The organism is Caulobacter sp. SSI4214, assembly GCF_012184455.1.
In the GTDB taxonomy this organism is placed as follows: Bacteria; Pseudomonadota; Alphaproteobacteria; order Caulobacterales; family Caulobacteraceae; genus Caulobacter; species Caulobacter vibrioides_E.
The window spans coordinates 33875-57151 of sequence record NZ_SZWJ01000021.1 but is presented as its reverse complement, the minus strand read 5'-3'; the positions used below and the strand labels follow the sequence as shown (position 1 = coordinate 57151).

Below are 23277 nucleotides of genomic sequence, written 5' to 3'. Positions count from 1 at the left end.
GGCGCGGGAGGGGGTCGGGGGTACCAGCGTGCGCGCCATCTGCGCCGAGGCCGGCGTCTCGCCCGGCCTGCTGCGCCACTATTTCGCGGGCGTCGATGACCTGATCGCCGCGGCCTACGAGGCGGTCGGTCAACGGATCGACGCCGCCCTGGACGCGGCGCTGGAGACCGCCGGGCCGATGCCGCGCGACCGTCTGCTGGCCTATCTGGCCGCCAGTTTCGCGCCGCCGGTGCTGGACGAGCGCCTGCTGGCCGCCTGGATCGGCTTCTGGAGCCTGGTGAAGACCAAGCCGCGCATGGCCGAGATTCACGCCGCCTCCTACGCGGATTTCCGCGCGCGGCTGGAGACCCTGCTGGCGGAGGCCGGCGCGACCGACACGCGCGCGGCGGCCATCGCCCTGACGGCGACGGTCGATGGTCTATGGCTGGAACTCTGCCTGGACCCGCGCACCTTCGGTCCCGAGGCGGCGCGGGCGATCCTGGAGCGGACCATTCGGTCCTGGCTGGCTTAGAGCCTCGTTAAGCAACGGCCAGGCTGGCCGTCCGATTGCGAGCCCACGACGGCGTGCGCGCTTCGGGCTCGTCGACATGAACCTCGGCCTTGCGGCCCTGAACGCGCATGTGGCGGGCCAGCAGCTGAGCCAGGGCCTCGGCTTCATGCTGCGAGGAATAGGAGCCGATCAGCTCGGCCGAGTCGTTCCAGGTCACATGCCACACCCCGGCGACCGGGCGGACGTAATAGTGGTTCTCGGTCATGGCGACCTCCTTGGACGACGTTCAACATGCACCTAAGCGCGCGGGTGTGACAGTTGTTTCGCCCCCGCACAACGAAAATGCGCTGCGCCGCACAATGCATGAACCGGACCAGACCAGGATAGCCGTCCGAGATGGCGAATAACCCGACCTCCCCGGCGAAAGCCGGGGAAATCGCGAGCGGATCAGTCGTCTTTCACCACCGCCCCGCCCTTCATGACCTTCGGCACCTTGAGCAGGGACGCGATGTCCGTGGTCGGATCGACGGGCACGGCGATCAGGTCGGCGTAGCAGCCGGCGGCGTCGCAGCCGACCTGGCCGGTCTTGCTCATCAGCTCGGCCGCCACGGTGGTCGCCGACTGGATCGCCTGCATGGGCGTCATGCCGTACTTGACCATGTAGGGCAGCTGGCGGGCGTTGAGGCCGTGCGGAAAGACGCCGGCGTCGGTGCCGAAGGCGATCTTGACCCCGACCTTGACGGCCTTGCGGAAGCCCTCGCGCTGGGTCTCGGTGGTCTCGTAGTTCTTGCGCAGAGTCTCGGCGGGCCAGCCGTGGGCCTTGCCGTATTCGTCGATCCAGTCGCCGTCATAGATGTCGGCGACCAGGAACACGCCCTTGGCCTTCATCATGGCGATGGCTTCGTCGTCCATCAGGGAGCCGTGCTCGATCGAGCGAACCCCGGCCCGCATCGCCGCCTTCATGCCCTCGGCGCCGTGGGCGTGGGCGGTGGCGTAGGTCCCCCGCTTGGCCGCCTCCTGGACGGCGGCGCGCATCTCGTCCTCGGTCAGCTCCAGCTGGCCGGGCTCGGTGCCGACGGTCAGCACGGCGCCGGTGGCGATCAGCTTCAGGAAGTCGGCGTGATGGGCCAGGATGTTGGCCGCCTTGCGATGCGCGTCGGCGGCGTCCTCGACCACGCCGGCCCGCATCTCGTCGGGCAGCTTGACGTCGTCGGCAATGCCGGTGACCTCGCCGCCACCGCCCGGGATGGTGATATAGGCCCCGGCCACCGACATGCGCGGGCCGGGCACCAGGCCGTTGTTGATCGCGTCGCGCAGGGCCACGTCGCCGAACGCCCGCCAGGTGCCGACGTCGCGCACGCTGGTGAAGCCGGCCATCAGGGTCTTGCGGGCGTGGTCGGCGGCGATGAACGACTGATAGGCGGCCGTGGTCAGCAGCGGCTCGGCGATGTTCTCGGTCTGCTCCTGATCGACCAGGTGGGTGTGCATGTCGATCAGGCCGGGCAGGACCGTCAGCTTGCTCCAGTCGGTCACCTTCCCGTCCTTGGGCGCGCCCTTCCACGGGCCGACCGAGACGATCTTCTCGCCCTCGATGCGGATCAGCTGATCGGTCAGCACCTTGCCGGCCTGAGGGTCGATCAGCTTGCCGGCGTGGACATAGGATACCTGGGCGCTGGCGGCGGCCGGGATCAGGGCCGCGAGCGCGGCGGCGGCGAGGAAGCGTGTGGTCATGCGAGGGTCTCCGGCGCGACCTTGGCGGCGCGGGTCATGAACAGATAGACGGGCAGGCCGGCGACCAGCAGCACCAGTCCCCACAGGGTGGGCGACCAGCCGGCGCCGTAGAAGGTCCAGACCGAATAGAGCGCGGCCAGGGACGCGATCACGGTCAGGGCGCGGTCGGTCGCCATCTTCTTGCTGGCCTGCAGACGCAGCACGGCCAGCGAGCAGGCCAGATAGGCGAACAGGGTGGCGGCGGTCGCGAGCAAGGCCATGAAGGTGAAGGCGTCGGCCAGCGACTTGGCGTAGTTCATCGCCACCAGCACCGTGCACAGCCCGCTGGACACCAGGTGGGCGCGGATCGGCACGCCGCGCTTGGAAAGCTTGCCGAACCAGGCCGGAAAGACCCCATCGTGGGCCATTGCGGCGGGCATCTCGCCCTGGATCAGCACCCAGCCGTTCAAGGCCCCGAGAGCGCTGATCGACGCGAAGGCGGCCAGCGGCGCGCGCAGGTCGCCCAGGCCGTGATAGGCCATGAAGTCGGCCAGCGGCGCGTTGGACGCCTTCAGCACCGCGACGGGGGTCAGCAGCAGGACGCCGGCGGACACCAGGACATAGATCGCCCCGGTGAAGGCGGTTCCGACCAGGGTGGCGCGCGGAATGGTGCGGGCCGGATCGGTGATCTTGTCGGCCGGAATGCTGGCCGTCTCGATGCCCAGCAGCGCCCACAGGGTCAGGGACGCGGCGGCCGTGATCCCACCGGCCGACAAGGTCGAGGCCTGGAACGGCGCGACGACGCCGGCGCCCTTGGTCAGCAGCACATGCAGCGCCAAACCCGCCACGGCGACCAGGGGCACCAGCTTCAGCACCGTGGTCACCACCTGGGTCCAGCCGGCCGAGCGCGCGCCCAGCGCGTTGATGGCCGTGGCCAGCCAGACGACCGCGATGGTGGTCAAGGCCGCCAGCCCCGGCGTGCTGGCCAGGCCCGGAATGAAGACGCTGGCGTAGCTGACCGCCGCGATGGCCACGGCGGCGTTGGCCACCCAGACGGAGATCCAGTACGACCAGGCGATCAGGAAGCCCGGCGCCTTGCCAAACGCCTCCTCGGTATAGGCGAAGGGTCCGCCGGCGCGCGGAAAGGCCCGCGACAGGCGCGAGAAGACAAAGGCCAGGCAGAGGGTTCCGGCGATGGTCAGGCCCCAGCCGATCATGGCGTTCCAGCCATAGGGCGCCAGGGCGCTCGGCAGCATGAAGACGCCCGAGCCGATCGTGTTGCCGACCACCAGGGCCGTGCACATCCACAGGCCGAGGGGCCTGCTCGCGGACACCTTCATGGCCTTTCCCCCTTACGCAACGCAAAAGGGGCGGCCCCGAAGAGGCCGCCCCTCGCTCAATGGACGCGAACTAGAACTTCTTCCCGACCTTGACCCCGATGGTCCGGGGCTGGTTCGGGACGATGTAGTACTGCGTGCCGCAGGTGGCGATCGCGCACTCGGCATAGCGGTTCAGGCTGGCGCGCTTGTCGAAGGCGTTCTTTAGATAGATCGACATCGACACGCCATCCTTGTCGATCCCGGCCGAGAAGTCGGCCGTCGTATAGCCCTTCTGCTTGCCGATGACGCCGCGCTCATAGAGGCGCAGATCGGTCCAGTCGCTGGTCTGAGTGACCGCGGCCCCCTGCACGAAGGCGTTCCAGTCGGCGAGGTCGAACTCGTAGCGCGCCGTCAGGTTGGCCTTGAACTTCGGCGTCACCGGCAAGGCGGTGCCGCTGGGCGCCTGGGGCTTGGCGCAGTTGGTGATCGGATTGCCGGCGCTGTCGGTCACGCCGCAGTAGTTGGTCGACAGCTTGGCGTCGGTATAGGCGGCCGAGGCGTTGATCGTCAGGCCGTGGACCGGAACCCAGGTGACGTCGCTTTCCACGCCCTTGATCCGGGCCTGGTTGGCGTTCTTGATCTCGGTGAGGCCGTTGGCGCCCAGGAACGAGAACTGGAAGTTCTGCCAGTCCTCCAGGAAGATCGCGCCGTTCCAGCGGAAGGTGTTGCCGAACCAGCTGGTCTTCCACCCCGCCTCGTAGTTCTTCAGATAGTCGGCGTGATAAGGCGGCAGGGTCGAGCGGCGGTTGATGCCGCCGGGGCGGAAGCCCTTGGAATAGGTGGCGTAGATCAGCTTGTCGCCGTCGAACTTGTAGGTCAGCGTCACCTTCGGCGAGTTGCCGCTTTCCTTCACCCCCTTGTCCAGGTTGATGCAGGGCGCGTCGGCGACCTGGATCGTCGAGGCGAAGCACGCCTTTTCGCCGGTCGAGCCGTAGCCCGCGCCATAGCCGAAGAAGCCGGCCAGGGTGTTGTGCGCCTTGAAGAACCGAATGCCGCCGGTCAGCATCAGCTTGTCGGTGATGTCGTACTCGGCCTGGCCGAACACCGCTTCGTCGCGGTCGACGCGATCCTGCGCGGTCAGCCAGATCGTCCCCGGATGTCCCGGCACCGAGATCGTGCTGCCCAATCCGTCGATCTTGTAGTTCTGCAGGATGTGGTGCTGTTGCTTCTGGTAGAAGGCGCCGGCCACCACGCGGAACCGCTTGTCATGCGGCGTCGCGATACGGATTTCGTGGCTTTCCTTGCGGTAGCGGTCCTTGCCCTGGATGTACTGCGACGGCGTGACGAGGTTGCCGGCGTTGTCGGTCCAGGAGAAGCCCGACCCCATCTGGTCGTAGAAGTACGAGTAGTCGGTGTAGTCCTGGTTGGTCTCGTCGTGCCGCTTCAGGTACGAACCCGAATAGGTGACGTCCAGATTGGCGATCTGACCCTCGATGGTCAGGGCCGCCTGCACCCAGCTGTCCTTGCTGCTTTCCGGGAAGAAGTGGGACAGCTTCAGGTCGCCGACCTTGGGGTCGAAGGCGAACAGGCCGCCGGTCTTGGTGGTCTGGCCCATGACCTGGGGCGTGATCACCCAGTTGTTGTCCAGATCGACGCGCAGGGCGGCCCGGCCGCCTTGGGTGTAGACGGTGTTGTAGTTGTTCTGGACGCGGTTCTTGTTGTTGATCGTCACGTCGTTGGTCGGATCGTTATCGCCGCGCGTATAGGTCCGAGTGCCGTAGACGTTGTCGATGTAGCCGCCTTCCTTCTCGTCCCAGCCGACCAGGCGCACGGCGACCTTGTCGGACAGCGGGATGTTGACGAAGCCTTCGACCACGTCGCCCGTGCCGCCATGGTCGATCTTGTTGAGCTCGACATCGACCCCGGCCGCGAAGCCGGCGGTCGAGGGCTTGTTGGTGATGATCCGCAGGGTGCCCGCCTGCGAGCTGGCGCCGTACAGCGTGCCCTGCGGACCGGCCAGGGCCTCGACCCGGGCGATGTCGTAGACGTGGATGTCCAGCGCGCCCTGGATCGTGGTGACCGGCTGTTCGTCCAGATAGACGCCGACGCTGGGCAGCGAGCCGGAGTGGTTGCCGTCGCCGCCGCTGGCGACGCCGCGCATATAGACCTGGCCAAAGCCTGGACCGCTGGTCGTGAACGACACGCTGGGCAGGTACTTCACATAGTCGACGAACGAACCGACTTGCAGCTGCTCCAGCTTCTGCTGGCCCAGCGCCTGGATGCTGACCGGAACGTCCTGCAGGTTTTCCGAACGCTTCTGCGCCGTGACCACCACCTCTTCCAGCGCGGTCGCGGGCTGGGCGCCGGACGGCGCCTTGGCCGTCTGGGCCTGGGCGTGCGCGACGCCGGCGAGCATGGACGTGGCCAACAGGGCGGCCGAATAGGCCCCCGCCTTCTTTAATCCAACCGATCCCAACGACATACAGTCGGTCCCCTTACGGTTCTAATCGGTCGACGTTCGACCCCCCGTAGGCGTCCGGCAAGATTGGAAATATGGGTTTGCCGCCAATTCCTGCGAGTGTTGCAGAAATGGCAAGGTTCAGAGCATCTGGTCAAATAACAGGCGGGTTGGGATAGGCGTCGAGCACCGGCCCCAATGCCTGCTTGAGCGGCCCGAGGTGCGATTCGAATTTCTGCCAATGCTCGACCGCGTCCTTGAAGATCGGGCGGCGCACCTGCTCGGAGCTGGCGGTGCGGACGGCGCGATCGTTCTGGTGCGGCGAAAGGCAGGCCTCCTCGAAGGCTAGGCCACAATGATCCAGCAAGGCGCGGATTTCCGCCTCTGGATCGGCGATCAGGCGCTCATAGATCACGCGATGCACACGTCCGGGCAAAACCGCATCAAAATGCGCCATCAGCTCGACATAGTCGGCGTAGTAGCGGCCGATGTCGGTCAGGTCGTAGCTGAAGGCCTGCCCCCGCGCGAAGTGCTGCTTGAAGCCCGAGAAGCAGCAGCCCAGCGGGTGGCGGCGCGCGTCGATGATCTTGGCGTTCGGCAGGATCAGGTGGATCAGCCCGACATGCGCGAAGTTGTTGGGCATCTTGTCGATGAAGAACGGCTTGGCCGTCTTGCGCTGGATGCGGGTGCGCTCCAGGAACTCCTCGCCCAGCGCCTTCAGGTCGTCCGGCGAGAGGTCGGCCAGGCCCTCGGGATAGGTCGAATCGGCCCGTCGCGCGACCTTGCCGCCTAGCCGGCGGGCCATGACGATCAGATCGGGCAGCTCCATCGTCCCCTCGACCTGGCTGTGGCTGGCCAGGATCTGCTCGATCAGGGTGGAGCCCGCCCGGGGCAGGCCGACGATGAAGATCGGATCGGGCGCCGGGCAGCCCTGCCCCGCGCGCGCCGCCAGGAAGGCCGGCGTGAACACCGCCTTGGTCCTGGCCGTATCGGCCGCGTTCTCCTCGGCGTCGTAGTCCAGCTGCGCCCGGCGGATGGCCGCGCCGGCCGCGTAGTGTTCGAAGGCCGCGTCCCACAGTCCGGCGTCCTCGTGCGCCTTGCCCAGGGCGTAGCGCAGGTGCAGGCGGTCGTCGTCCGACAGGTCGCGGGCGGCCAGCGCCTCGGTCATCGCGGCTAGGTCCGCGTCGGTGAACTTCACGGTCTTCAGATTGGCCAGGCTCCACCACGCCTCGCCCAGGGTCGGCGCCTGGGAAAGCGCCGTGCGATAGGCCGCGATGCTGTCGGCCTGCCGGCCCACGGTCTTGAGGACGTGGCCATAGCTCATCCAGCCCTTGGGCTGGGCGGGGTGCAGGGCCAGCATGGCGTCGCAGACGGCGATCGCCTGATCGTACTCGCCCAGCCGCGCCAGGACCGCCGCGCGCAGGTTGGCGTAGCCGGGATGGCGCGGGTCCTTGGCCGTCAGGATATCGATCTGGGCCAGGGCCTCGGCGTTCTTGTTCTGGCGATAGAGCATGGTCGCCAGGTTGTGCCGCGCCGCGGCGAAGGTCGGGGCCAGCTCGACGCAGCGGGTCAGCAGCGCCTCGGCGTCGGCGTAGCGACCGAGCCTCGCCCCGGTCTCGGCCAACATGCGGATGGCCGCGATGTCGCCGGGATCGGCCTTCAGCCGCTCGCGCAGGATTTGCTCGGCGACGCCCAGACGATTCTCGCCCAGGGCCGTGGCGGCCTCGATCAGCGCCGGATCGCGGGTCGAGGCGCGCAGTTGCCGGGCCAGCGCCCGCTCGGCGCCGGCGGTGTCGCCCAGGAGCTCGAGGCTATCGGCCAGGCCGCGCCAGGCCTCCGACAGACGCGGCTCCAGCGCGCTGGCGCGGTCGAAGGCCTTGGCGGCCTCGGCGGTCCGGCCCAACTGCTCCAGGCAGAGCCCCAGCTCCAGCTGCGCCAGCGGCAGGTTCGGCAGGGCCGCCGCCAGGGGCGCGACCGTCCGAAGCGCCGCCTCCGGCTCGCCCGACAGGCGTAGAGCGGCGGCCAGCACGCGGGTAGTGTCGGCATGACGCGGCGCGGCCTCGAGAATGGCGCGCGCCTGCTCGGCCGCCAGCGCCGGCGCCGTCTCCAAAAGCCGCTCGGCGTGTTGGAGCGCGGCGGCGAGGCTGACGGCGGGCTGGGCGGTCGTGGATTCCATGGACATCAGGAGAGCGGGCGGAGGGCGGGAGTGTCAATGCGGCGCGCGTCGTCCGACTACAGCCGATCGCGCAGCGCGTACCAGCTGAGCCCCGCCACCGTAAGCGGCCAGCGCAGCCAGCGCCCGCCGGGAAACGGCGGGGTGGGCAGGCGAGCCAGCAGGTCGACGCCATCCGGCCGCCCCAGCGCGGCCTCGGCCAACAGCTGGCCCACGTGCGGCGCCAGCATCACGCCCTGTCCCGAATAGCCCGAGGCGACGCGCACGCCCGGCGCGATCTCGCCGACGAACGGCATCCGGTTCATGGTGATGCCCAGGGTCCCACCCCAGGCGTGGGTGATCGGAACCTCGGCAAGGCGCGGATAGACCTTGGCCAGGTTCTTGCGGACCATCCCGGCGATATCGCGGGGAAAGCCCGGGCGATAGTTCTCGCCGCCGCCGAACAGCAGTCGGCCGTCCGGCGTCTTGCGGAAATAGTTCACGACGAAGCGGCTGTCCGACACCGCCGCGTTCGAACGGATGATCTCTTCGGCCAGCGCGCCCAGCGGCGCGGTGACGGCGATGAAGTTGTTGATCGGCATGACCCGCGCCCGGGCCGGACCAGCCATAACATTCAGTGAGCCGTCGCCGGTGAGGATCAGCTGGTCGCAGGTAACGCGGCCGGTCCGGGTCTCGACCACGATCTTACCGCCCGCGCGACGCCAGGTCTCGGCGCGGGTATGCGCGTGGATCGTGGCGCCCGCCGCCAGGGCGCGCTGGGCCATGCCCCCCGCCAGCTTCAGCGGATGCACGTGACCCCCGCCGCGATCGATCAGGCCGCCGTGGTAGACGTCGGTTCCCAGATCGTGGGCCAGGTCCTTCTCGCCGATCAGCGCCAGTTGGTCATAGCCGTAGCGTTCCGCCATCAGGGCGATGTGCGCCGCGTCCTCGGCCTCGCCGCCGGGCTTGTGGCGCGCGTGGATCAGGCCGGGCCGCCAGTCGCAGGCGATGGTCTCTGTCAGGGTCCGGAAGCAGGCGCGGGCGTCCTCTGCCAGGCGCCAGAGCGCCAGGGCGTCGTCGGGGCCGACCGCCTTCTCCAGCCAGGCCTGGTCGCGCCGCTGGCCGGTATGGACCTGCCCGCCGTTGCGGCCGGTGGCGGCGGCGCCGACCTCTGACGCTTCCAGCACGATGGCGCGGCCGCCCAGCGCCATGGCCGCGCCAAGGCCGGTGAAGCCCGCGCCGACGACGCAGACTTCGGCGGAGACGTCGCCGGATAGCGGGGGCAGGTGGGGGAGGTCGGAAGCGGTGTCCGCATACCAATTATTCCCTCTCCCATGGGGAGAGGGCGGGACCCGCCGCGAAGCGGTGGGGGGGTGAGGGAATTCGCCGGTCACCGCCCCAGCCCCTCATCCGCCCACGCCTGCGGCGCGGGTCCCCCCTTCTCCCGCTGGGAGAAGGTGATTAGACCCCTACACATTCAGCAGCAGGAACTCCCGCTCCCAGGGGCTGATCGTGCGCATGAAGGTCTCGTACTCGGCCTGCTTCACGCGGTCGTAGGCGGCGCAGAAGGTCGGGCCCAGGATATCGACCAGCGGCTTGCAGGCCTCGAACAGACGCAGCGACTCCGACAGGCTGCGCGGCAGCTGCACGCCCGCCACGCTGGCGTCGGTATTGACCGGCTCACTGGGCTTCAGGCCCGCGACCATGCCCAGATAGCCGGCGGCCAGGGTCGCGGCGATCGCCAGGTACGGATTGGCGTCGGACGAGGGAATCCTGTTTTCCAGCCGTCGATTGGCCGGATCGGACGGCGGCACCCGCAGACCGCAGGTGCGGTTGTCATAGCCCCACTGGGTGTTGACCGGCGCGCCCGAGTCCCGCGCGATCCGGCGGTAGCTGTTCACATAGGGCGCCAGGATGGCCATGATCGCCGGCAGATAGGTCTGCTGACCGGCGATGAACCCGTGGAAGAGCGCCGTCTCCCGTCCCTCGTCGTCGGAGAACAGGTTGCGCCCCTTCCGGTCGACGATCGACTGGTGGATGTGCATGGCGCTGCCCGGCTCGCTGGCCATCGGCTTGGCCATGAAGGTGGCGTAGATTTCGTGCTCCAGCGCCGCCTCGCGGATCGTGCGCTTCATCATGAAGACCTGGTCGGCCAGCTCCAGCGGATGGCCGTGACGCAGGTTGATCTCCATCTGCGCCACGCCGCTTTCGTGGATCAGGGTGTCGATCTCCAGGCCCTGGCGCTCGGAATATTCGTACATGTCCTCGAACAGGGCGTCGAACTCGTTGACCGCGCTGATCGAATAGCCCTGGCGGCCGGTCTCGGGACGACCCGAGCGGCCGACCGGGGGTTTGAGCGGGTAGTCCGGGTCGGTGTTGCGATCGACCAGATAGAACTCGATCTCCGGCGCGACGATCGGGTTCCAGCCCTTCTCGGAATACAGCGCCAGCACTCGCCGCAGCACCTGGCGCGGGGCCTCTTCGACCGGACGGCCGTCGGGGTGAAACGCGTCGTGGATCACCTGGGCCGTCGGGTCCTGGGCCCACGGCACGGCGGCCAGGGTCGCGAAGTCCGGGGTCAGGAAGATGTCGGTGTCGGACTGCACCGCGTTCACCGCGCCTTCGAACTCGGGGAAGTCGCCGGTGATGGTCTGGTAGAACACCGCCAGCGGCAGGTTCATCGACGGCGCGCCGAGGAACTTGCGCACCGGCATGATCTTGCCGCGCGCCACCCCGGCCAGATCGGGCACCACGCACTCGATCTCCTCGATGCTCTGCCGCGCGAACCAGGCGGCGGCCTCGTCGAGGGTCGAGACGCCGCGATCCAGGGTGTGCTCGCGCTTGGCCTTGCTGTGCTTGGGCTTCATGACACGCTCCGAGAGCTCGGCCGAGAGCTCGGTTTTTCCGGATTTGTTCTCGAAAGGTTTCTGCTATCGTAGGGCATGGCCAAGCCGGAACCCGACATCTTCGACGAGTTTGAAGACGAAGCTGATCGCCAAGCGATGGCTGAGGCCGACGCAGACATCGCGGCCGGTCGGGTCGTGCCGCATGAGCGTGTCGTTGAGTGGCTAAAATCCCTTGGCACGCCCAACCAACTGCCCACACCATATTCGTGGCGGAAGTAGTCTGGACCGACCGCGCTTTCGCCGACATTGAAGCGATCGTCGCTTACATCGCCAGTGAATCGAAACCCCTCGCGGCTCAGCGTCTTGGCCAGAAGCTTTTGGCGGTCGGTGAAAGCCTCCGCGATCATCCCGATCGCGGGCGCCCTATCTCGCACGGTCGTCGAGAGGTCGCATTTATCAAGCCCTATCTGATGCGTTATCGGATCAAGGGCGACCGAGTCTTCATCATGGAGGTTCGCCACGCGGCGCGCCGTCGATCCTAGCCTCATGTCACCGCCCCCGGCTTAAGCGCCCGCAGCACCGGCTCGGCCTCGGTCAGGGACTTGCCGATGATCGTGACCAGCTCGTCGATCTCGGCGTGGGTGATGATCAGCGGCGGGCAGCAGACGATGCTGTCGCGGATGGCGCGGACCATCAGGCCGTTCTTGATGCAGATGTCGCGGACGATCGGACCAGCCTCGCCCTCCTTGTCGAGGAAGCGATGGTTGGTTCCCTTCTCGCGCACGATCTCGACGGCGCCGATCAGGCCCAGCGACCGGGTCTCGCCGACCAGCGGGTGATCGTTCAGTCGGGCCAGGGCCTTGGCGAGGTAGGGACCGGTGTCCTCGCGCGTCCGCTCGACCAGGCCCTCGCGCTCCAGGATCTCGATGTTCTTCAGCGCCACGGCCGCGCAGGTCGGGTGGCCGGAATAGGTAAAGCCGTGGATGAAGTCGCCGCCCTTCTCGCGCAGCTCGGCGACGATATGGTCGGCCACGCCCACCGCCGAGATCGGCAGGTAGCCGGACGACAGGCCCTTGGCCATGGCGATCAGGTCCGGCTTGATGCCGTAGTGCTGGTGGCCGAACCATTGGCCCAGGCGCCCGAAGCCGCAGATCACCTCGTCGCAGACCAGCAGGATTCCGTACTTGCGGCACAGGGCCTCGACCGCCGGCCAGTAGCCGTCCGGCGGGATGATCACCCCGCCCGCCCCTTGCACCGGCTCGCCGATGAAGGCCGCGACGTTCTCGGGGCCGACCTCGAGGATCTTGTCCTCGATTTCCTTGACCGCGCGGTCGCGGAAGGCGGCCGGGTCCTCGCCGAAGCCGTCGCCGAACGCATAGGGCTGCATCACATGCTCGACGCCGGGAACCGGCAGGTCGCCCTGCACATGCATGTGCTTCATGCCCCCTAGCGAGACCCCGGCCACGGTCGAGCCGTGATAGGCGTTCCAGCGGCTGATGAAGACCTTGCGCTGCGGCTGGTCCTTGAGCTTCCAGTAGTGGCGCACCAAACGGAAGACCGTGTCATTGGCCTCCGAGCCCGACGAGTTGAAGAACACGTGGGTCAGGCGGCCGCCCATCTTCTCGGCGATCTTGGCCGCCAGGGTCACGGTCGGCGGCGTCGCGGTCTTGAAGAAGGTGTTGTAGTACGGCAGCTCCAGCATCTGCTCGTAGGCGGCTTCCGCCAGCTCGGCGCGGCCATAGCCGACATTGACGCACCAAAGCCCGGCCATGCCGTCGAGGATCCTGTGGCCCTCGCCGTCGGTGATGTGGCAGCCCTCGGCGCGCGTGATGATCCGGCTGCCGCCCAGCTCGGCGATGACCTTGTGGTCGGCCTGGGCCGGCAGGTGGTGGGCCAGATCCAGGCGCTTGAGCTCGGCGATGTCGTGGTTGCGGATCGGGACGGTCATCGGTGGCTCCTGACGATAATCTTTTCTCGTTGTGCCCCCTTCCCCCTTTGATGGGGGAAGGGTCGGGGATGGGGGTGACAGCGCGTCCGAACCCGGCTCAGCTGAACCGCCGCGTCACCCCCCCCCCGCCCCTCCCCCATCGAGGGGGAGGGGAAATAGCTAGCTCAACAGCACCGCCGGCGAGCAGGCGTGCCAGCACAGCCACACCGTCTCGCCCAGCTTGAAGTCCTCCTGATCCCAGCGGGTCAGGTTCGAGCGCTGGACCTTGATCCGCCGCCCGCCCCCATTGGGCGTAAGAACCTCGACCTCGTAGGTCGAGGACCCGCCCAGATAGGCCTCGTGCTTGATGACCCCCTGGATGGCGTTGGTCCCGGTGGGGGCGTCGCCGAGATTGGGCGCGGCCTCGCCCTCGATCTTGTGCAGCTCGATCTTCTCGGGCCGGATCGCCGCCCAGACCGCGCCGCCGCGCGCGCCGGTGACGCCGTGGTCCAGAAAGATGTCGACCGGCAGGTCCGGCGAGCGGATCACCGCGTGGCTGGGCTCGTCGACGGCCAGCACGCCCTCGAACAGGTTCACCTGGCCGATGAAGTCGGCGACGAACCGGCTGTTGGGGAACTCATAGAGATCGTTCGGCGAGGCCACCTGCCGCAGCACGCCCTTGTTCATCACCGCGCAACGGGTGGCCAGGGCCAGGGCCTCGTCCTGGTCGTGGGTGACCATGATGAAGGTGATCCCGACCTTTTCCTGCAGGGTGCAGAGCTCGGTGCGCATCTGCTCGCGCAGCTTGGCGTCCAGGGCCGACAGCGGCTCGTCCAGCAGCAGCACGCGCGGCCGCTTGACCAGCGCCCGGGCCAGGGCCACGCGCTGGCGCTGGCCGCCCGACAGCTGGTCGGGCTTGCGGCCGCCATAGCCGCCCAGTTGCACCAGCTCCAGCGCCTCCTCGACGCGACGATCGCGCTCGGCCTTGCCCACCTTGTCGACCACCAGGCCATAGGCGACGTTGTCGGCGACGTTCATGTGCGGAAACACGGCGTAGGACTGGAACACCATGTTCACCGGCCGCTTGTTGGGCGGCACGTTGGAGATGTCCTGGCCGTCGATCAGGATCCGCCCCTCGGTGGGGGTCTCGAACCCGGCCAGCATCCGCAGCAGCGTGGTCTTGCCGCAACCCGACGGCCCCAGCAGCGCGAAGAACTCGCCCTCGTTGACCGTCAGCGAGACGTCGTCGACCGCCGCCAGCTTGCCGAAGCGCTTGGTGACGTTCTCGAAGGTGATGATGGGCTTGGTCACTTCGATTGTCCCCCGACACACACGTTCCCGGCCAGCAAAGCGCCCCCTCCGTCACGATGCGCATCCGCATCGCGCCACCTCCCCCGCCTTGCGTGGGAGGAGGACATTCCACGCTCCTCACCCGTGAAACGGGGGAGGTGGATCGACGCGAAGCGGCGAGACGGAGGGGGCGCTGCGAACATGCTCATTTCCCGTCCCCCCCATGCCCCGCGGTCGCCGCGGCGTTTCCCTGCAGCTTCAGCGCCGCGGCGGTCAGCAGCACGGTCAGCACGATCAGCACCGTCGAGGCCGCGTTGACCTCCGGCGTCACCGAGAAGCGGACCATCGAATAGACCTTCACCGGGAAGGTCACGGTGTCGGGCCCGGCGGTGAAGAAGGTGATCACGAAGTCGTCGAGGCTGAGCGTGAAGGCCAGCAGGGCCCCCGCCACCAGCGACGGGGCCATATGCGGCAGGATCACGTCGCGGATCGTGCGGAACTCGCCGGCCCCCAGGTCGCGGGCGGCCTCCTCCATCTCGCGGTTGAAGCTGGCCATGCGAGCCCGCACGACGACCGCCACGAACGGGAACGAGAACGACACGTGGGCGATGATGATCGCCCCCAGGTCCAGCGGCCACGGCAGACCCTGCGGCCAGGGCATGACCCGCGCGAAGAACACCAGCATGGCCACGCCCATGCAGATCTCGGGCACGACGATCGGCAGGGCCATGGCGCCGTCCAGCGCCGTCTTGCCGACGAAGCGGAACCGCCACAGCGCCAGCGCCGCCATCGCGCCCAGGGCCAGGCTGATCACCGTCGAAACCGCCGCGATGGTCAGGCTGTTGGCGAAGGCTTCCAGCAGGGCCGAGTCATGGAACAGCTTGTCGTAATATTTGAGCGTGAAGCCCTTCCAGACGATGTTGCGCCGGCTGTCGTTGAAGCTGAACGCCATCAGGGCGATCAGCGGCGCGTAGAGGAAGACGAACACCGCCGCCAGCCAGGCCCGCATCGGCCAACGGCGAAGATATTCGAGGGGACCGGGGGGCGCGCGTCTGGCCATCAGAGCGCCCCCTCCGGCTCGCCGCTTCGCGTCGATCCACCTCCCCCGTTGCACGGGGGAGGATGACGCCCCTCCTCACCCGCGACGCGGGGGAGGTGGCGCGCCGCGGATACGCGGCGTGACGGAGGGGGCGCTATGGCTCGGATCAGGGCGCTCATCCCCTGCCCTCCGGCGTCCGCTTCGCCAGCAGGCCCTGCACGGCGATGGCGATGAAGGTCAGGTACATCAGCACGAACGACATGGCCGCGCCGAACGGCCAGTCGTTGGCGCGCTTGAACTGGCGTTCGATGACGTTGGCGATCATCTGGCTGTCGGGACCGCCGAGCAGGTCGGGGGTCAGATAGGCCCCCAGCGCCGGGATGAAGGTGATCAGCACGCCCGAGGCGATGCCCGGCAGGGCCAGCGGGACCACCACCTTGAACAGCGTCCGCAGGTGCCCGGCGCCAAGATCCAGGCTGGCTTCCAGCAGCGACTTGTCGAGGCGATCGAGGGCCGAATAGAGCGGCAGCACCATGAACGGCAGGTGGACATAGACCAGCCCCAGCACGACCGCGAAATTGTTGTGCAGCAGCTCCAGCGGCTGGAACGGCTCGAACGGCTTCAGCCCCGCCAGCGCCGCCAGGGTCCCGCCGCCCTTCCACAGCCATTCCAGGCTCATATTGACGTAGCCCTCGGTGCGCAGCACCGCGATCAGGGCGTAGGTGCGGATCAAGAGGTTGGTCCAGAACGGCAGCATGACCAGCAGCAGCAGCCAGGTCTTGGCCTTGTCGGACGCGAAGGTGATGGCCAGGGCCACCGGGAAGCCCAGCACCAGGCACAGCGCCGTCGTCAGCCCCGCCACCCAGGCCGACTTCAGGAAGATCAGCAGGTACAGCGGCTCGATCGCCCGGGCGTAGTTCTGGAACGTGCCGGTGATGGCGATCTGGGTCAGACCGGCGTTGTGACCGAAGCTGTAGGCCCAGACGATCGCCATGGGCGCGACGAAGAACACCACCAGCCAAGCCAGCGGCGGTCCCAGCGCGGCCGCGAACACGGCCTTGGCCTGTTTCCAGGATTGTTCCATCGTCAGCGTCTCTCCCTTCCCCCTTGATGGGGGAAGGGCGGGGTTGGGGGTGAAAGCGGTTCGGAACTTGGCGAGGCCGGGGTGACGTCCGCTGTCGGAGTCACCCCCATCCCTGCCCTTCCCCCATCAAGGGGGAAGGGTTCTCAGGCCGCCCGCACCCGGGTGATCACCTCCTCGTAGAGGCTGGCTTTTTCCGCGCCCTCGAAGGCCCCGTATTCGCACTTGGCCATCACCTCGGGGGGCGGGAAGATCACCGGATTCTTCTTGTAGCTGTCGGGCATCAGCGCCTTGGCCGCCGCGTTCGGCGTCGGATAGAGGATCTTCTTGGTGATCGCCGCGCCGGCCTGGGCGTCCAGCAGATAGTTGATGAAGGCGTGGGCGTTGTTGGGACGCGGCGCGCCCCTCGGGATGCACAGGCTGTCGGAGTTGATCAGGCTGCCTTCCTTGGGCACCACGAAGTCGAGATCGGGGTCTTCCCGCATCACCTGGGCGATGTCGCCGTTGTACTCCAGCACCAGGTCGACATCGCCGGCCAGCAGCATGTCCTGGCCGTTGTCGTCGTGGAACGCCTTCACGAACGGCTTCTGCTTGATCAGCATCTTCTCGATCTGGGGGATCATGTCGGCGGGGATATTGTTCAGCGAGTGCCCCAGATACTTGGCCGACAGCCGCACCAGGTCGGCGCTTTCGGACAGCAGGGCGATGCGGCCCTTGTACTTGTCGCTGTCGAACAGCCACTTCCAGCTGTCGGGCACGCCCTGGACCTTGCTCTTGCGATAGCCGATGCCCAGCAGCAGCCAGGTGTAGGGCATCGAGAACTTGCGGCCAGGGTCGTAGTCGGGATTGAGGAACGTCGGGTCGATGTTCTTGATGTTCGGGATCTTGGCGTGATCCAGCGGCGTCAGCATGTCGGCCTGGGTCATCCGCGTGACGAACTCGTTAGACGGCACGATGACGTCGAAGCCGGGATTGCCCGCCTTCAGCTTGGCGAACAGTTCGTCGTTGGTCGCGAACAGGCTCATGTTCACGTCGACGCCCGTGGCCTTCTTGAAGTCGGCCAGGGTGGTCTCGCCGATATAGGTGTCCCAGTTGTAGAAGTTGAGCTTGGGCTCCTCGCCGCCGGCGCCGGCGGCCTTCGGCTTCTCACCGCAGGCGGTGAAGGTCATGCCGATGGCGGCCGCGCCGGTCGCGGCCAGAAGCGAGCGGCGGTTCAGGCCCCTCCCCGTGATAGTGCTCATGGTCCCCTATCTCCCTCTAGGTTGTCCGATCACGGACATGACGTTCGCGGCACTCACTCGCTCCTTCCCCTTGGACGGGGAAAGGAGCCCCCTCACTCACCACGCAACTTCACGCGTTGCGGAGATACCAATCGAAATCGAGCTCGGTGACGACCTCGAAGAAGCGCGCCTGTTCCGTGCGCTTGACCGACACGAACATGTCCACGAAACGCTCGCCCAGATAGTCGCGCAGGACCTCCGAGGTCGCGAACAGGTCCACGGCGGCGAACCAGTTGTTGGGCAGGCGGATGTTCTCCTTGGCGGCGGCCGCGTAGCCGTCGCCGACCACCGCCGGGCCCGGATCGAGCTTGTTCTTCAGGCCATGGTGGGCGCTGGCCAGCAGCACGGCCAGCACCAGATACGGATTGGCGTCCGCGCCCGCCACGCGGTGCTCGACGTGGCGGGTGTGCGGCGGACCGGCCGGCACGCGCAGCGAGACGGTGCGATTGTTCACGCCCCAGGTCGGCGCCACCGGCGCGTAGCTGTTGGCCTTGAAGCGGCGGTAGCTGTTGGCGTTGGGCGCCAGGATCGCCATGCCCTCGCCCAGCAGGGCCTTCATGCCGGCGATGGCGTGCTTGAGCAGCGCCGAGCCCTCGACGTCCTCCGCCGCGCACAGGTTGTCGCCGCTGGCGTCGTTGATGCTGAGATGGACGTGGAAGCCGTTGCCGGCCCGGTCGCTCCAGGGCTTGGCCATGAAGGTCGCCTCGCAGCCGTGGCGCAAAGCCACGCCCTTGGCGGCGCGCTTGTAGAGCACCGCGTCGTCGGCCGCGCGCAGGGCGTCGGCCTTGTGCTTGAGGGTCAACTCGACCTGGCCCGGCGCGAATTCCGAGATCGCCCCTTCCAGCGGCACGCCGATCGCGTCGGCGACGTCCCACAGCTCGCGCAGGAACGGGGCGTGGGCCTCCAGCTCCGGCAGGCCGTAGACCTGGATGCCGGTCGGGGCCTGGCCGGTCAGGGCCGACTTGGCGGGCAGGAGCTCGCCGCGCGGGCCCCGTTCCAGGTCGACGAGGTAGTATTCCAGCTCGCACGCGGCGACGGGGGTCAGGCCATCGGCGGCGTAGCGGTCCAGCACCCGTCGCAGCACGTGACGGGGATCGAGGTCGTTCGGCGTCCCGTCCAGCTCGTACATCGACAGCATGACCTGGGCGACGTCGGGTCCCAGCCAGGGCGCCAGGGTCAGGGTTCCCGGGACGGGCCGCGCGCGGCGGTCGGCGTCGCCATCCTCCCAGACCAGGCCCGTGTCCTCGCAGTCCGCCCCCGTGGTGTCGACCACCAGCACCGAGCCCGGCAGGAAGCGGCCGTATTCGTAGATCGCCTCCAGCTCATGGACCCGCAGCCGCTTGCCGCGCGGCACGCCGGTCATGCTGGTGAAGAACACCTCGACGAACCGCACCTGAGGGTTCGCGGCCAGGAAGTCGCGGCATTCCTGGATGTCGGCGACCATCACCATGATCCCTCTCCCGTGGGGAGAGGGCGGGACCCGCGTCCGTAGGACGTGGGGGGGTGAGGGGGTAAAGCCTTTCCGGAAAAGTCAGGGCGAGAAGCCGGTCGAGGGTGAAATCCCTCACCCTCCCAAGGCTGCGCCTTGGGCCCCGCCCTCTCCCGCCGGGAGAGGGTTTCCGTTAGCGTCCCGCTCATCAATTTATCTCCCCCATCGCCGCCGCGAACCCGTCCACGGCCACGACCAGCCGGTCGATCGCCGCGTCGTCGGTGACGGGCGAGACCAGCATCATGTTGTGGAAGGGCGCGATCAGCACCCCTCGGTTGATCAGCCACAAATGCAGCGCTTCCACCGCCTCGTGGTCCAGCACTTTCCGCATCTGGGCGGCGGTCTTCGGCGGGGGATCGGCGAAGACCAGCTCGACCCGCGCCCCGACATGGACGACAGACCACGGCAGCTTCCGCGCCGAGATCACGCCCTTCAGCCCCGCCACCAGCCCCTCGGCGCCGGCCAGCATCTTGGCGTAGGCGGCGTCGGTCATCACCTGCGTCAGCATGGCGCGCATGGCGGCCATGGCCAGGGCGTTGCCCGACAGCGTCGTGCCGATGCCTGACTGGCCCGGACCGATGCGCGCCTGGGCCTCGTCCATCCGCGCCGAGAGCTCGGCCGTCACGCCCCAGACCGCCGCCGGCACGCCACCGGCGATGGCCTTGCCCAGGACGAAGACGTCCGGCTCCAGGCCATGGGCGAGCGTATAGCCGCCGGGGCCGGTCGAGATGGTGTGGGTCTCGTCGATGATCAGCAGGGTCCCGGCGTCGCGGGTCAGGCGGCGCAGGGCCTCGTGAAAGCCAGGCTCGGGCAGGATCATGCCGCAGTTGGTCATCACCGGCTCGGCCAGGACGGCGGCGACATCGCCGGGCGCCAGGGCCGCTTCCAGCGCGGCGATATCGTTGAACGGGACGACGCGGGTGGTCGCCGTCAGGTCGTGGACCTGGCCCAGCAGGCCCGGCTTCATCGCGGGTCCGCCAGCCTTCAGCACCACGAAGGCGTCGTCGACCATGCCGTGATAGCAGCCGTCGAACACCAAGATAACCGGCCGGCCGGTGACCGCTCGCGCCCAGCGGATCGCCGCGCGGTTGGCGTCGCTGGCCGTGGTCGCCGCCTGCCACAGCGGCAGGCCGAACCGCTCGGCCAGGAGCTTGCCGACGATGGCGGCGGACGGCGTCGGCAGCATGAAGCCCGCGCCGCGCTTGATCTGGTCGGCGACGGCCGCCGCCACCGAGGCGTCGCCATGGCCGAACATCGACGGCGTGTCGCCCAGGCAGAAGTCGTCATAGAGCTTGCCGTCGACATCGGCGATCTGCGCCCCGACGCCCTGGGCGGCGAAGATCGGCGACGGACTGGCCCAATCGTTCATCCAGTGCATCGGCGCCCCGCCGCGCCAGTGCGCGGCGGCCGCCTTGGCCATGGCGACGGAGCGGGGGTGTTCGGCCGTGAAGCGGGCGCGTTCGGCGGCGAGGAGCGTATCGAGCGATCGGGAGAGTTCGGTGATCATCTCGCGCGCCCTCCCCTTTCATCCGTCATTCCCGCCCTTGTGGCGGGAACCCCTGGTTCAGCCCGCACGTGCGACGCCAGCGGACCGCCGGCGGTCCGCCCCTCCCGCACGTGCGGCGGATAGAGGGGTTCCCGCCACAAGGGCGGGAATGACGGGTGTATTTGTTGGGACTGAGAGCGCGTCATCCCACCCCGCCAAAGCACAGGTACTTGGTCTCCAGATATTCCTCGAGCCCCTCCGAAGACCCCTCGCGGCCCAGGCCCGACTCCTTCACCCCGCCGAACGGCGCGACCTCGGTGGAGATCAGGCCTTCGTTGATCCCGACCATGCCGGCCTCGATCGCCTCGGCCACGCGCCAGCAGCGGCCGACGTCGCGGCTGTAGAAGTAGGCGGCCAGGCCAAAGGGCGTGGCGTTGGCCAGCTCGACGGCTTCGGCTTCCGTCTCGAACTTCACGATCGGGGCGACCGGACCGAAGATCTCCTCGTTGAACAGGCGCATGGCTGGTGTCGCGCCCGTCAGAACCGTGGGCTGATAGAACAGGCCGCCCAGGGCGTGGCGGTCGCCGCCGACCACCGCCTTGGCCCCGCCGGCCACCGCCTCGCGCACCAGGGCCTCGACCTTCTGAATGGCCTTGTCGTTGATCAGCGGCCCGATCACCACGCCGTCTTCCGTCCCCGGCCCGACCTTCATCGCCGCGACCTTTTCAGAGAGGCGCGCGACGAAGGCGTCGTGGATGCCCGACTGCACGATCAGCCGATTGGCGCAGACGCAGGTCTGGCCGGTGTTGCGGTACTTGCTGGCGATCGCGCCGTCGACGGCGGCTTCCAGGTCGGCGTCGTCGAAGACGATGAAGGGGGCGTTGCCGCCCAGCTCAAGGGAGAGCTTCTTCATCGTGCCGGCGCACTGCTCGTACAGCACCTTGCCGATCGGGGTGGAGCCGGTGAACGACAGCTTCCGCACCCGGCTGTCCTCGCACAACGTCTTGCCGACGGCGCTGGAGTTGGTCGTGGTCACCACGTTCAGCACCCCGGCCGGCACGCCCGCCTCGACCGCCAGGCGCGCGATGGCGAGCGCGCATAGCGGCGTCTCCGCGGCTGGCTTCACCACCACGGTGCAGCCCGAGGCCAGGGCCGGCCCGACCTTGCGGGTGATCATGGCGATCGGGAAATTCCACGGCGCGATGGCGGCGCAGACGCCCACCGGCTGCTTGATCGAGGCCAGGCGCTTACCCGGCATGGGGGTCGGGATCGTGTGGCCGTAGGCGCGCTTGGCCTCGTCGGCGAACCAGTCGATGAACGCCGCCCCGTAGGCGACCTCGCCCTTGGCTTCGGCCAGCGGCTTGCCCTGCTCGGCGGTCATCAGCCGCGCCAGGTCGTCGGCGTGGGCGAGCATCAGGTCGCTCCACCGGCGCAGGATCGCCCCGCGCGCCTTGGCCGTCTGGCCGGCCCAAGCGGGGAAGGCGCGATGCGCGGCCGCGATCGCCGTCCGCGTCTCGTCGGGACCAAGATCGGCGACCTTGGCGATCACGGCGCCGGTCGCGGGATCCAGCACCTCGAACGCGCGGTCGCCCGCGATCCACTGGCCGTCGATGAAGGCTTGGGTTTCAATGAGTTTGAGAGGGGTCATAACGGATTGCCTCGACGCGCCGACTTTGGCTCGGCGCCGTTATGCAACGCGCGAACGGCGCGCGCGACGCCCGTCGGCGCGAAGCCTCCGGACGGCGCGGCGATGGCGGCGAGCATGGTCACGGGACAAGATCCTGATAACTGTGATCACAGTTTTCCGCCCTCGCGACCCTGTCAAGCCGGGGGTTCACGACACGCCCTCCACGGCGGCTCGCATCTTGTCCATGCCTTCGGAAAGATCCGCGGCGATGGCGCGGCGGGCGCCTTCGGCGTCCTTGGCCTTCAGCGCGGCGATGGCCTGGGCGTGGTGGTCGGCCGCCAGGTCGTTGGCCCCAACGCGGCCGAACACCACCCGCATGAACGGCCCGATCTGCAGCCAGAGCCCCCCGGCCATGGCCAGCAGCACCTCGGCCCCCGCCCGCTCGTAGAGCGTGAAGTGAAAGGCGTGGTTGGCCGTCATGTAGCGGTCGACATCGCCCAGCCTAAGCGCCTCGTCGAGATCGGCGTCCACGGCCTGAAGCTGGCGGATCAGGCCGGCGTCGGCGCTCGCGGCGGCGCGCGCCGCCAGCTCCGGCTCGACCCACAGCCGGGCCAGGGCCAGCTGCTCCAGCCGGTCGGCGGTCAGGGACGGCACGGACAGGCGCTTGTTGGCCGGGTTGATCGCCAGCGCCCGCTCGGCGACCAGCCGCCGGACGGCGTCCCGCACCGGCATCGGCGAGACGCCCAGCTCGGCGGCCAGGCTCCGCAAGCTGACGCCCTTGCCCGGCGCGATGCGACCGGTGATCAGCGCCCGCCGGATCGCCGCGTACACTTGATCATGCACGGCCTGGGAATCGGCGAGGGGTCTGCGAACGGCGGCCATCTCCCTCTCCCGACCTTCCCGGCGAAGGCCGGGATCCAGATCCAAAAGCGCGTGGGCTCGCGGGATGAGCTCGGCGCCTTCCGGAGCCCACGCCAATGCCCGCCATCCGAGCCCCGGCGTTCGCCGGGGACGTCGGATGGAAGGAAACCCTTTCGAAGAAGATCAAATTGCGATCACAATGCAAGGCCTCTCCAAGGGAAG

General features: G+C 68.3%; 20 protein-coding genes and 1 pseudogene. 3 read left to right on the top strand and 18 right to left on the bottom strand.

The genetic code is table 11. The features are described from left to right. Nucleotides 1–511 (top strand): TetR family transcriptional regulator C-terminal domain-containing protein (locus FCU40_RS08830; protein ID WP_168074421.1); only part of this gene is annotated, 511 nt, incomplete at its 5' end. A 7-nt stretch (nt 512–518) separates the two neighbouring features. Here the strand turns inward: FCU40_RS08830 and FCU40_RS08825 are convergent. From FCU40_RS08825 to FCU40_RS08795, 7 genes are all read right to left on the bottom strand, one after another. Beyond that, nucleotides 519–755: a hypothetical protein gene (locus FCU40_RS08825; protein ID WP_004620787.1), complete on the bottom strand. Its 237-nt coding sequence runs from the start codon at nt 753–755 to the stop codon at nt 519–521. Nucleotides 756–937: 182 nt separating this feature from the next. Further along, on the bottom strand, nt 938–2221 hold the full coding sequence (locus FCU40_RS08820) for an amidohydrolase family protein (protein ID WP_168074420.1): 1284 nt from the start codon (nt 2219–2221) through the stop codon (nt 938–940). Further along, complete coding sequence (locus tag FCU40_RS08815; protein WP_168074419.1) at nt 2218–3540, bottom strand: amino acid permease; 1323 nt, start codon at nt 3538–3540, stop codon at nt 2218–2220. Before FCU40_RS08815 ends, FCU40_RS08820 begins: the two co-directional genes overlap by 4 nt. 70 nt (nt 3541–3610) lie before the next feature. Next, on the bottom strand, nt 3611–6001 hold the full coding sequence (locus FCU40_RS08810; RefSeq protein ID WP_168074418.1) for a TonB-dependent receptor: 2391 nt from the start codon (nt 5999–6001) through the stop codon (nt 3611–3613). Nucleotides 6002–6131: 130 nt separating this feature from the next. After that, the gene (locus FCU40_RS08805; RefSeq protein WP_168074424.1) at nt 6132–8153 is read right to left on the bottom strand and encodes a tetratricopeptide repeat-containing sulfotransferase family protein; all 2022 of its coding nucleotides are present in this window, start codon (nt 8151–8153) and stop codon (nt 6132–6134) included. A 56-nt stretch (nt 8154–8209) separates the two neighbouring features. After that, complete coding sequence (locus FCU40_RS08800; RefSeq protein WP_168074417.1) at nt 8210–9523, bottom strand: FAD-binding oxidoreductase; 1314 nt, start codon at nt 9521–9523, stop codon at nt 8210–8212. Between the two features lie 75 nt (nt 9524–9598). Next, a complete protein-coding gene (locus FCU40_RS08795) occupies nt 9599–10996 on the bottom strand; it encodes a glutamine synthetase family protein (protein ID WP_168074416.1) in 1398 nt (465 codons plus the stop codon). Between the two features lie 75 nt (nt 10997–11071). Between FCU40_RS08795 and FCU40_RS08790 the strand changes: the two genes are divergently transcribed. Further along, nucleotides 11072–11254: an antitoxin gene (locus FCU40_RS08790; protein WP_035017417.1), complete on the top strand. Its 183-nt coding sequence runs from the start codon at nt 11072–11074 to the stop codon at nt 11252–11254. After that, nucleotides 11242–11517 (top strand): type II toxin-antitoxin system RelE/ParE family toxin, encoded by a 276-nt coding sequence (locus FCU40_RS08785; RefSeq protein ID WP_035017419.1) that lies wholly within the window; start codon nt 11242–11244, stop codon nt 11515–11517. Before FCU40_RS08790 ends, FCU40_RS08785 begins: the two co-directional genes overlap by 13 nt. Before the next feature lie 2 nt (nt 11518–11519). Here FCU40_RS08785 and FCU40_RS08780 read toward each other — a convergent pair whose 3' ends face one another. The 11 genes and pseudogenes from FCU40_RS08780 to FCU40_RS08740 all read right to left on the bottom strand — a co-directional run bounded on the left by FCU40_RS08780 (nt 11520) and on the right by FCU40_RS08740 (nt 23076). Continuing rightward, nucleotides 11520–12923, bottom strand: a complete 1404-nt coding sequence (locus FCU40_RS08780; protein WP_168074415.1) for an aspartate aminotransferase family protein — start codon at nt 12921–12923, stop codon at nt 11520–11522. A 159-nt stretch (nt 12924–13082) separates the two neighbouring features. Next, nucleotides 13083–14234: an ABC transporter ATP-binding protein gene (locus FCU40_RS08775; RefSeq protein ID WP_168074413.1), complete on the bottom strand. Its 1152-nt coding sequence runs from the start codon at nt 14232–14234 to the stop codon at nt 13083–13085. A 163-nt stretch (nt 14235–14397) separates the two neighbouring features. Beyond that, nucleotides 14398–15252, bottom strand: a complete 855-nt coding sequence (locus FCU40_RS08770) for an ABC transporter permease (protein ID WP_168074412.1) — start codon at nt 15250–15252, stop codon at nt 14398–14400. 154 nt (nt 15253–15406) lie between these two features. Next, nucleotides 15407–16315: an ABC transporter permease gene (locus FCU40_RS08765; RefSeq protein WP_168074411.1), complete on the bottom strand. Its 909-nt coding sequence runs from the start codon at nt 16313–16315 to the stop codon at nt 15407–15409. Between the two features lie 143 nt (nt 16316–16458). Then, on the bottom strand, nt 16459–17553 hold the full coding sequence (locus FCU40_RS08760) for a spermidine/putrescine ABC transporter substrate-binding protein (RefSeq protein ID WP_168074410.1): 1095 nt from the start codon (nt 17551–17553) through the stop codon (nt 16459–16461). Nucleotides 17554–17662: 109 nt separating this feature from the next. After that, nucleotides 17663–19045 carry a glutamine synthetase family protein gene (locus FCU40_RS08755; RefSeq protein ID WP_168074422.1) on the bottom strand — a complete coding sequence of 461 codons (1383 nt, stop codon included), beginning with the start codon at nt 19043–19045 and terminating at the stop codon, nt 17663–17665. Between the two features lie 184 nt (nt 19046–19229). Further along, the gene (locus tag FCU40_RS08750) at nt 19230–20588 is read right to left on the bottom strand and encodes an aspartate aminotransferase family protein (protein ID WP_168074409.1); all 1359 of its coding nucleotides are present in this window, start codon (nt 20586–20588) and stop codon (nt 19230–19232) included. A 25-nt stretch (nt 20589–20613) separates the two neighbouring features. Continuing rightward, nucleotides 20614–20757: pseudogene (locus FCU40_RS23265) on the bottom strand (hypothetical protein); the annotation flags it as partial. 12 nt (nt 20758–20769) lie between these two features. Beyond that, a complete protein-coding gene (locus tag FCU40_RS08745) occupies nt 20770–22215 on the bottom strand; it encodes an NAD-dependent succinate-semialdehyde dehydrogenase (RefSeq protein WP_168074408.1) in 1446 nt (481 codons plus the stop codon). Further along, the gene (locus FCU40_RS23525) at nt 22212–22337 is read right to left on the bottom strand and encodes a hypothetical protein (RefSeq protein ID WP_275052044.1); all 126 of its coding nucleotides are present in this window, start codon (nt 22335–22337) and stop codon (nt 22212–22214) included. Before FCU40_RS23525 ends, FCU40_RS08745 begins: the two co-directional genes overlap by 4 nt. A gap of 64 nt (nt 22338–22401) precedes the next feature. After that, complete coding sequence (locus FCU40_RS08740; protein WP_168074407.1) at nt 22402–23076, bottom strand: GntR family transcriptional regulator; 675 nt, start codon at nt 23074–23076, stop codon at nt 22402–22404. Nucleotides 23077–23277 lie beyond the last annotated feature (201 nt).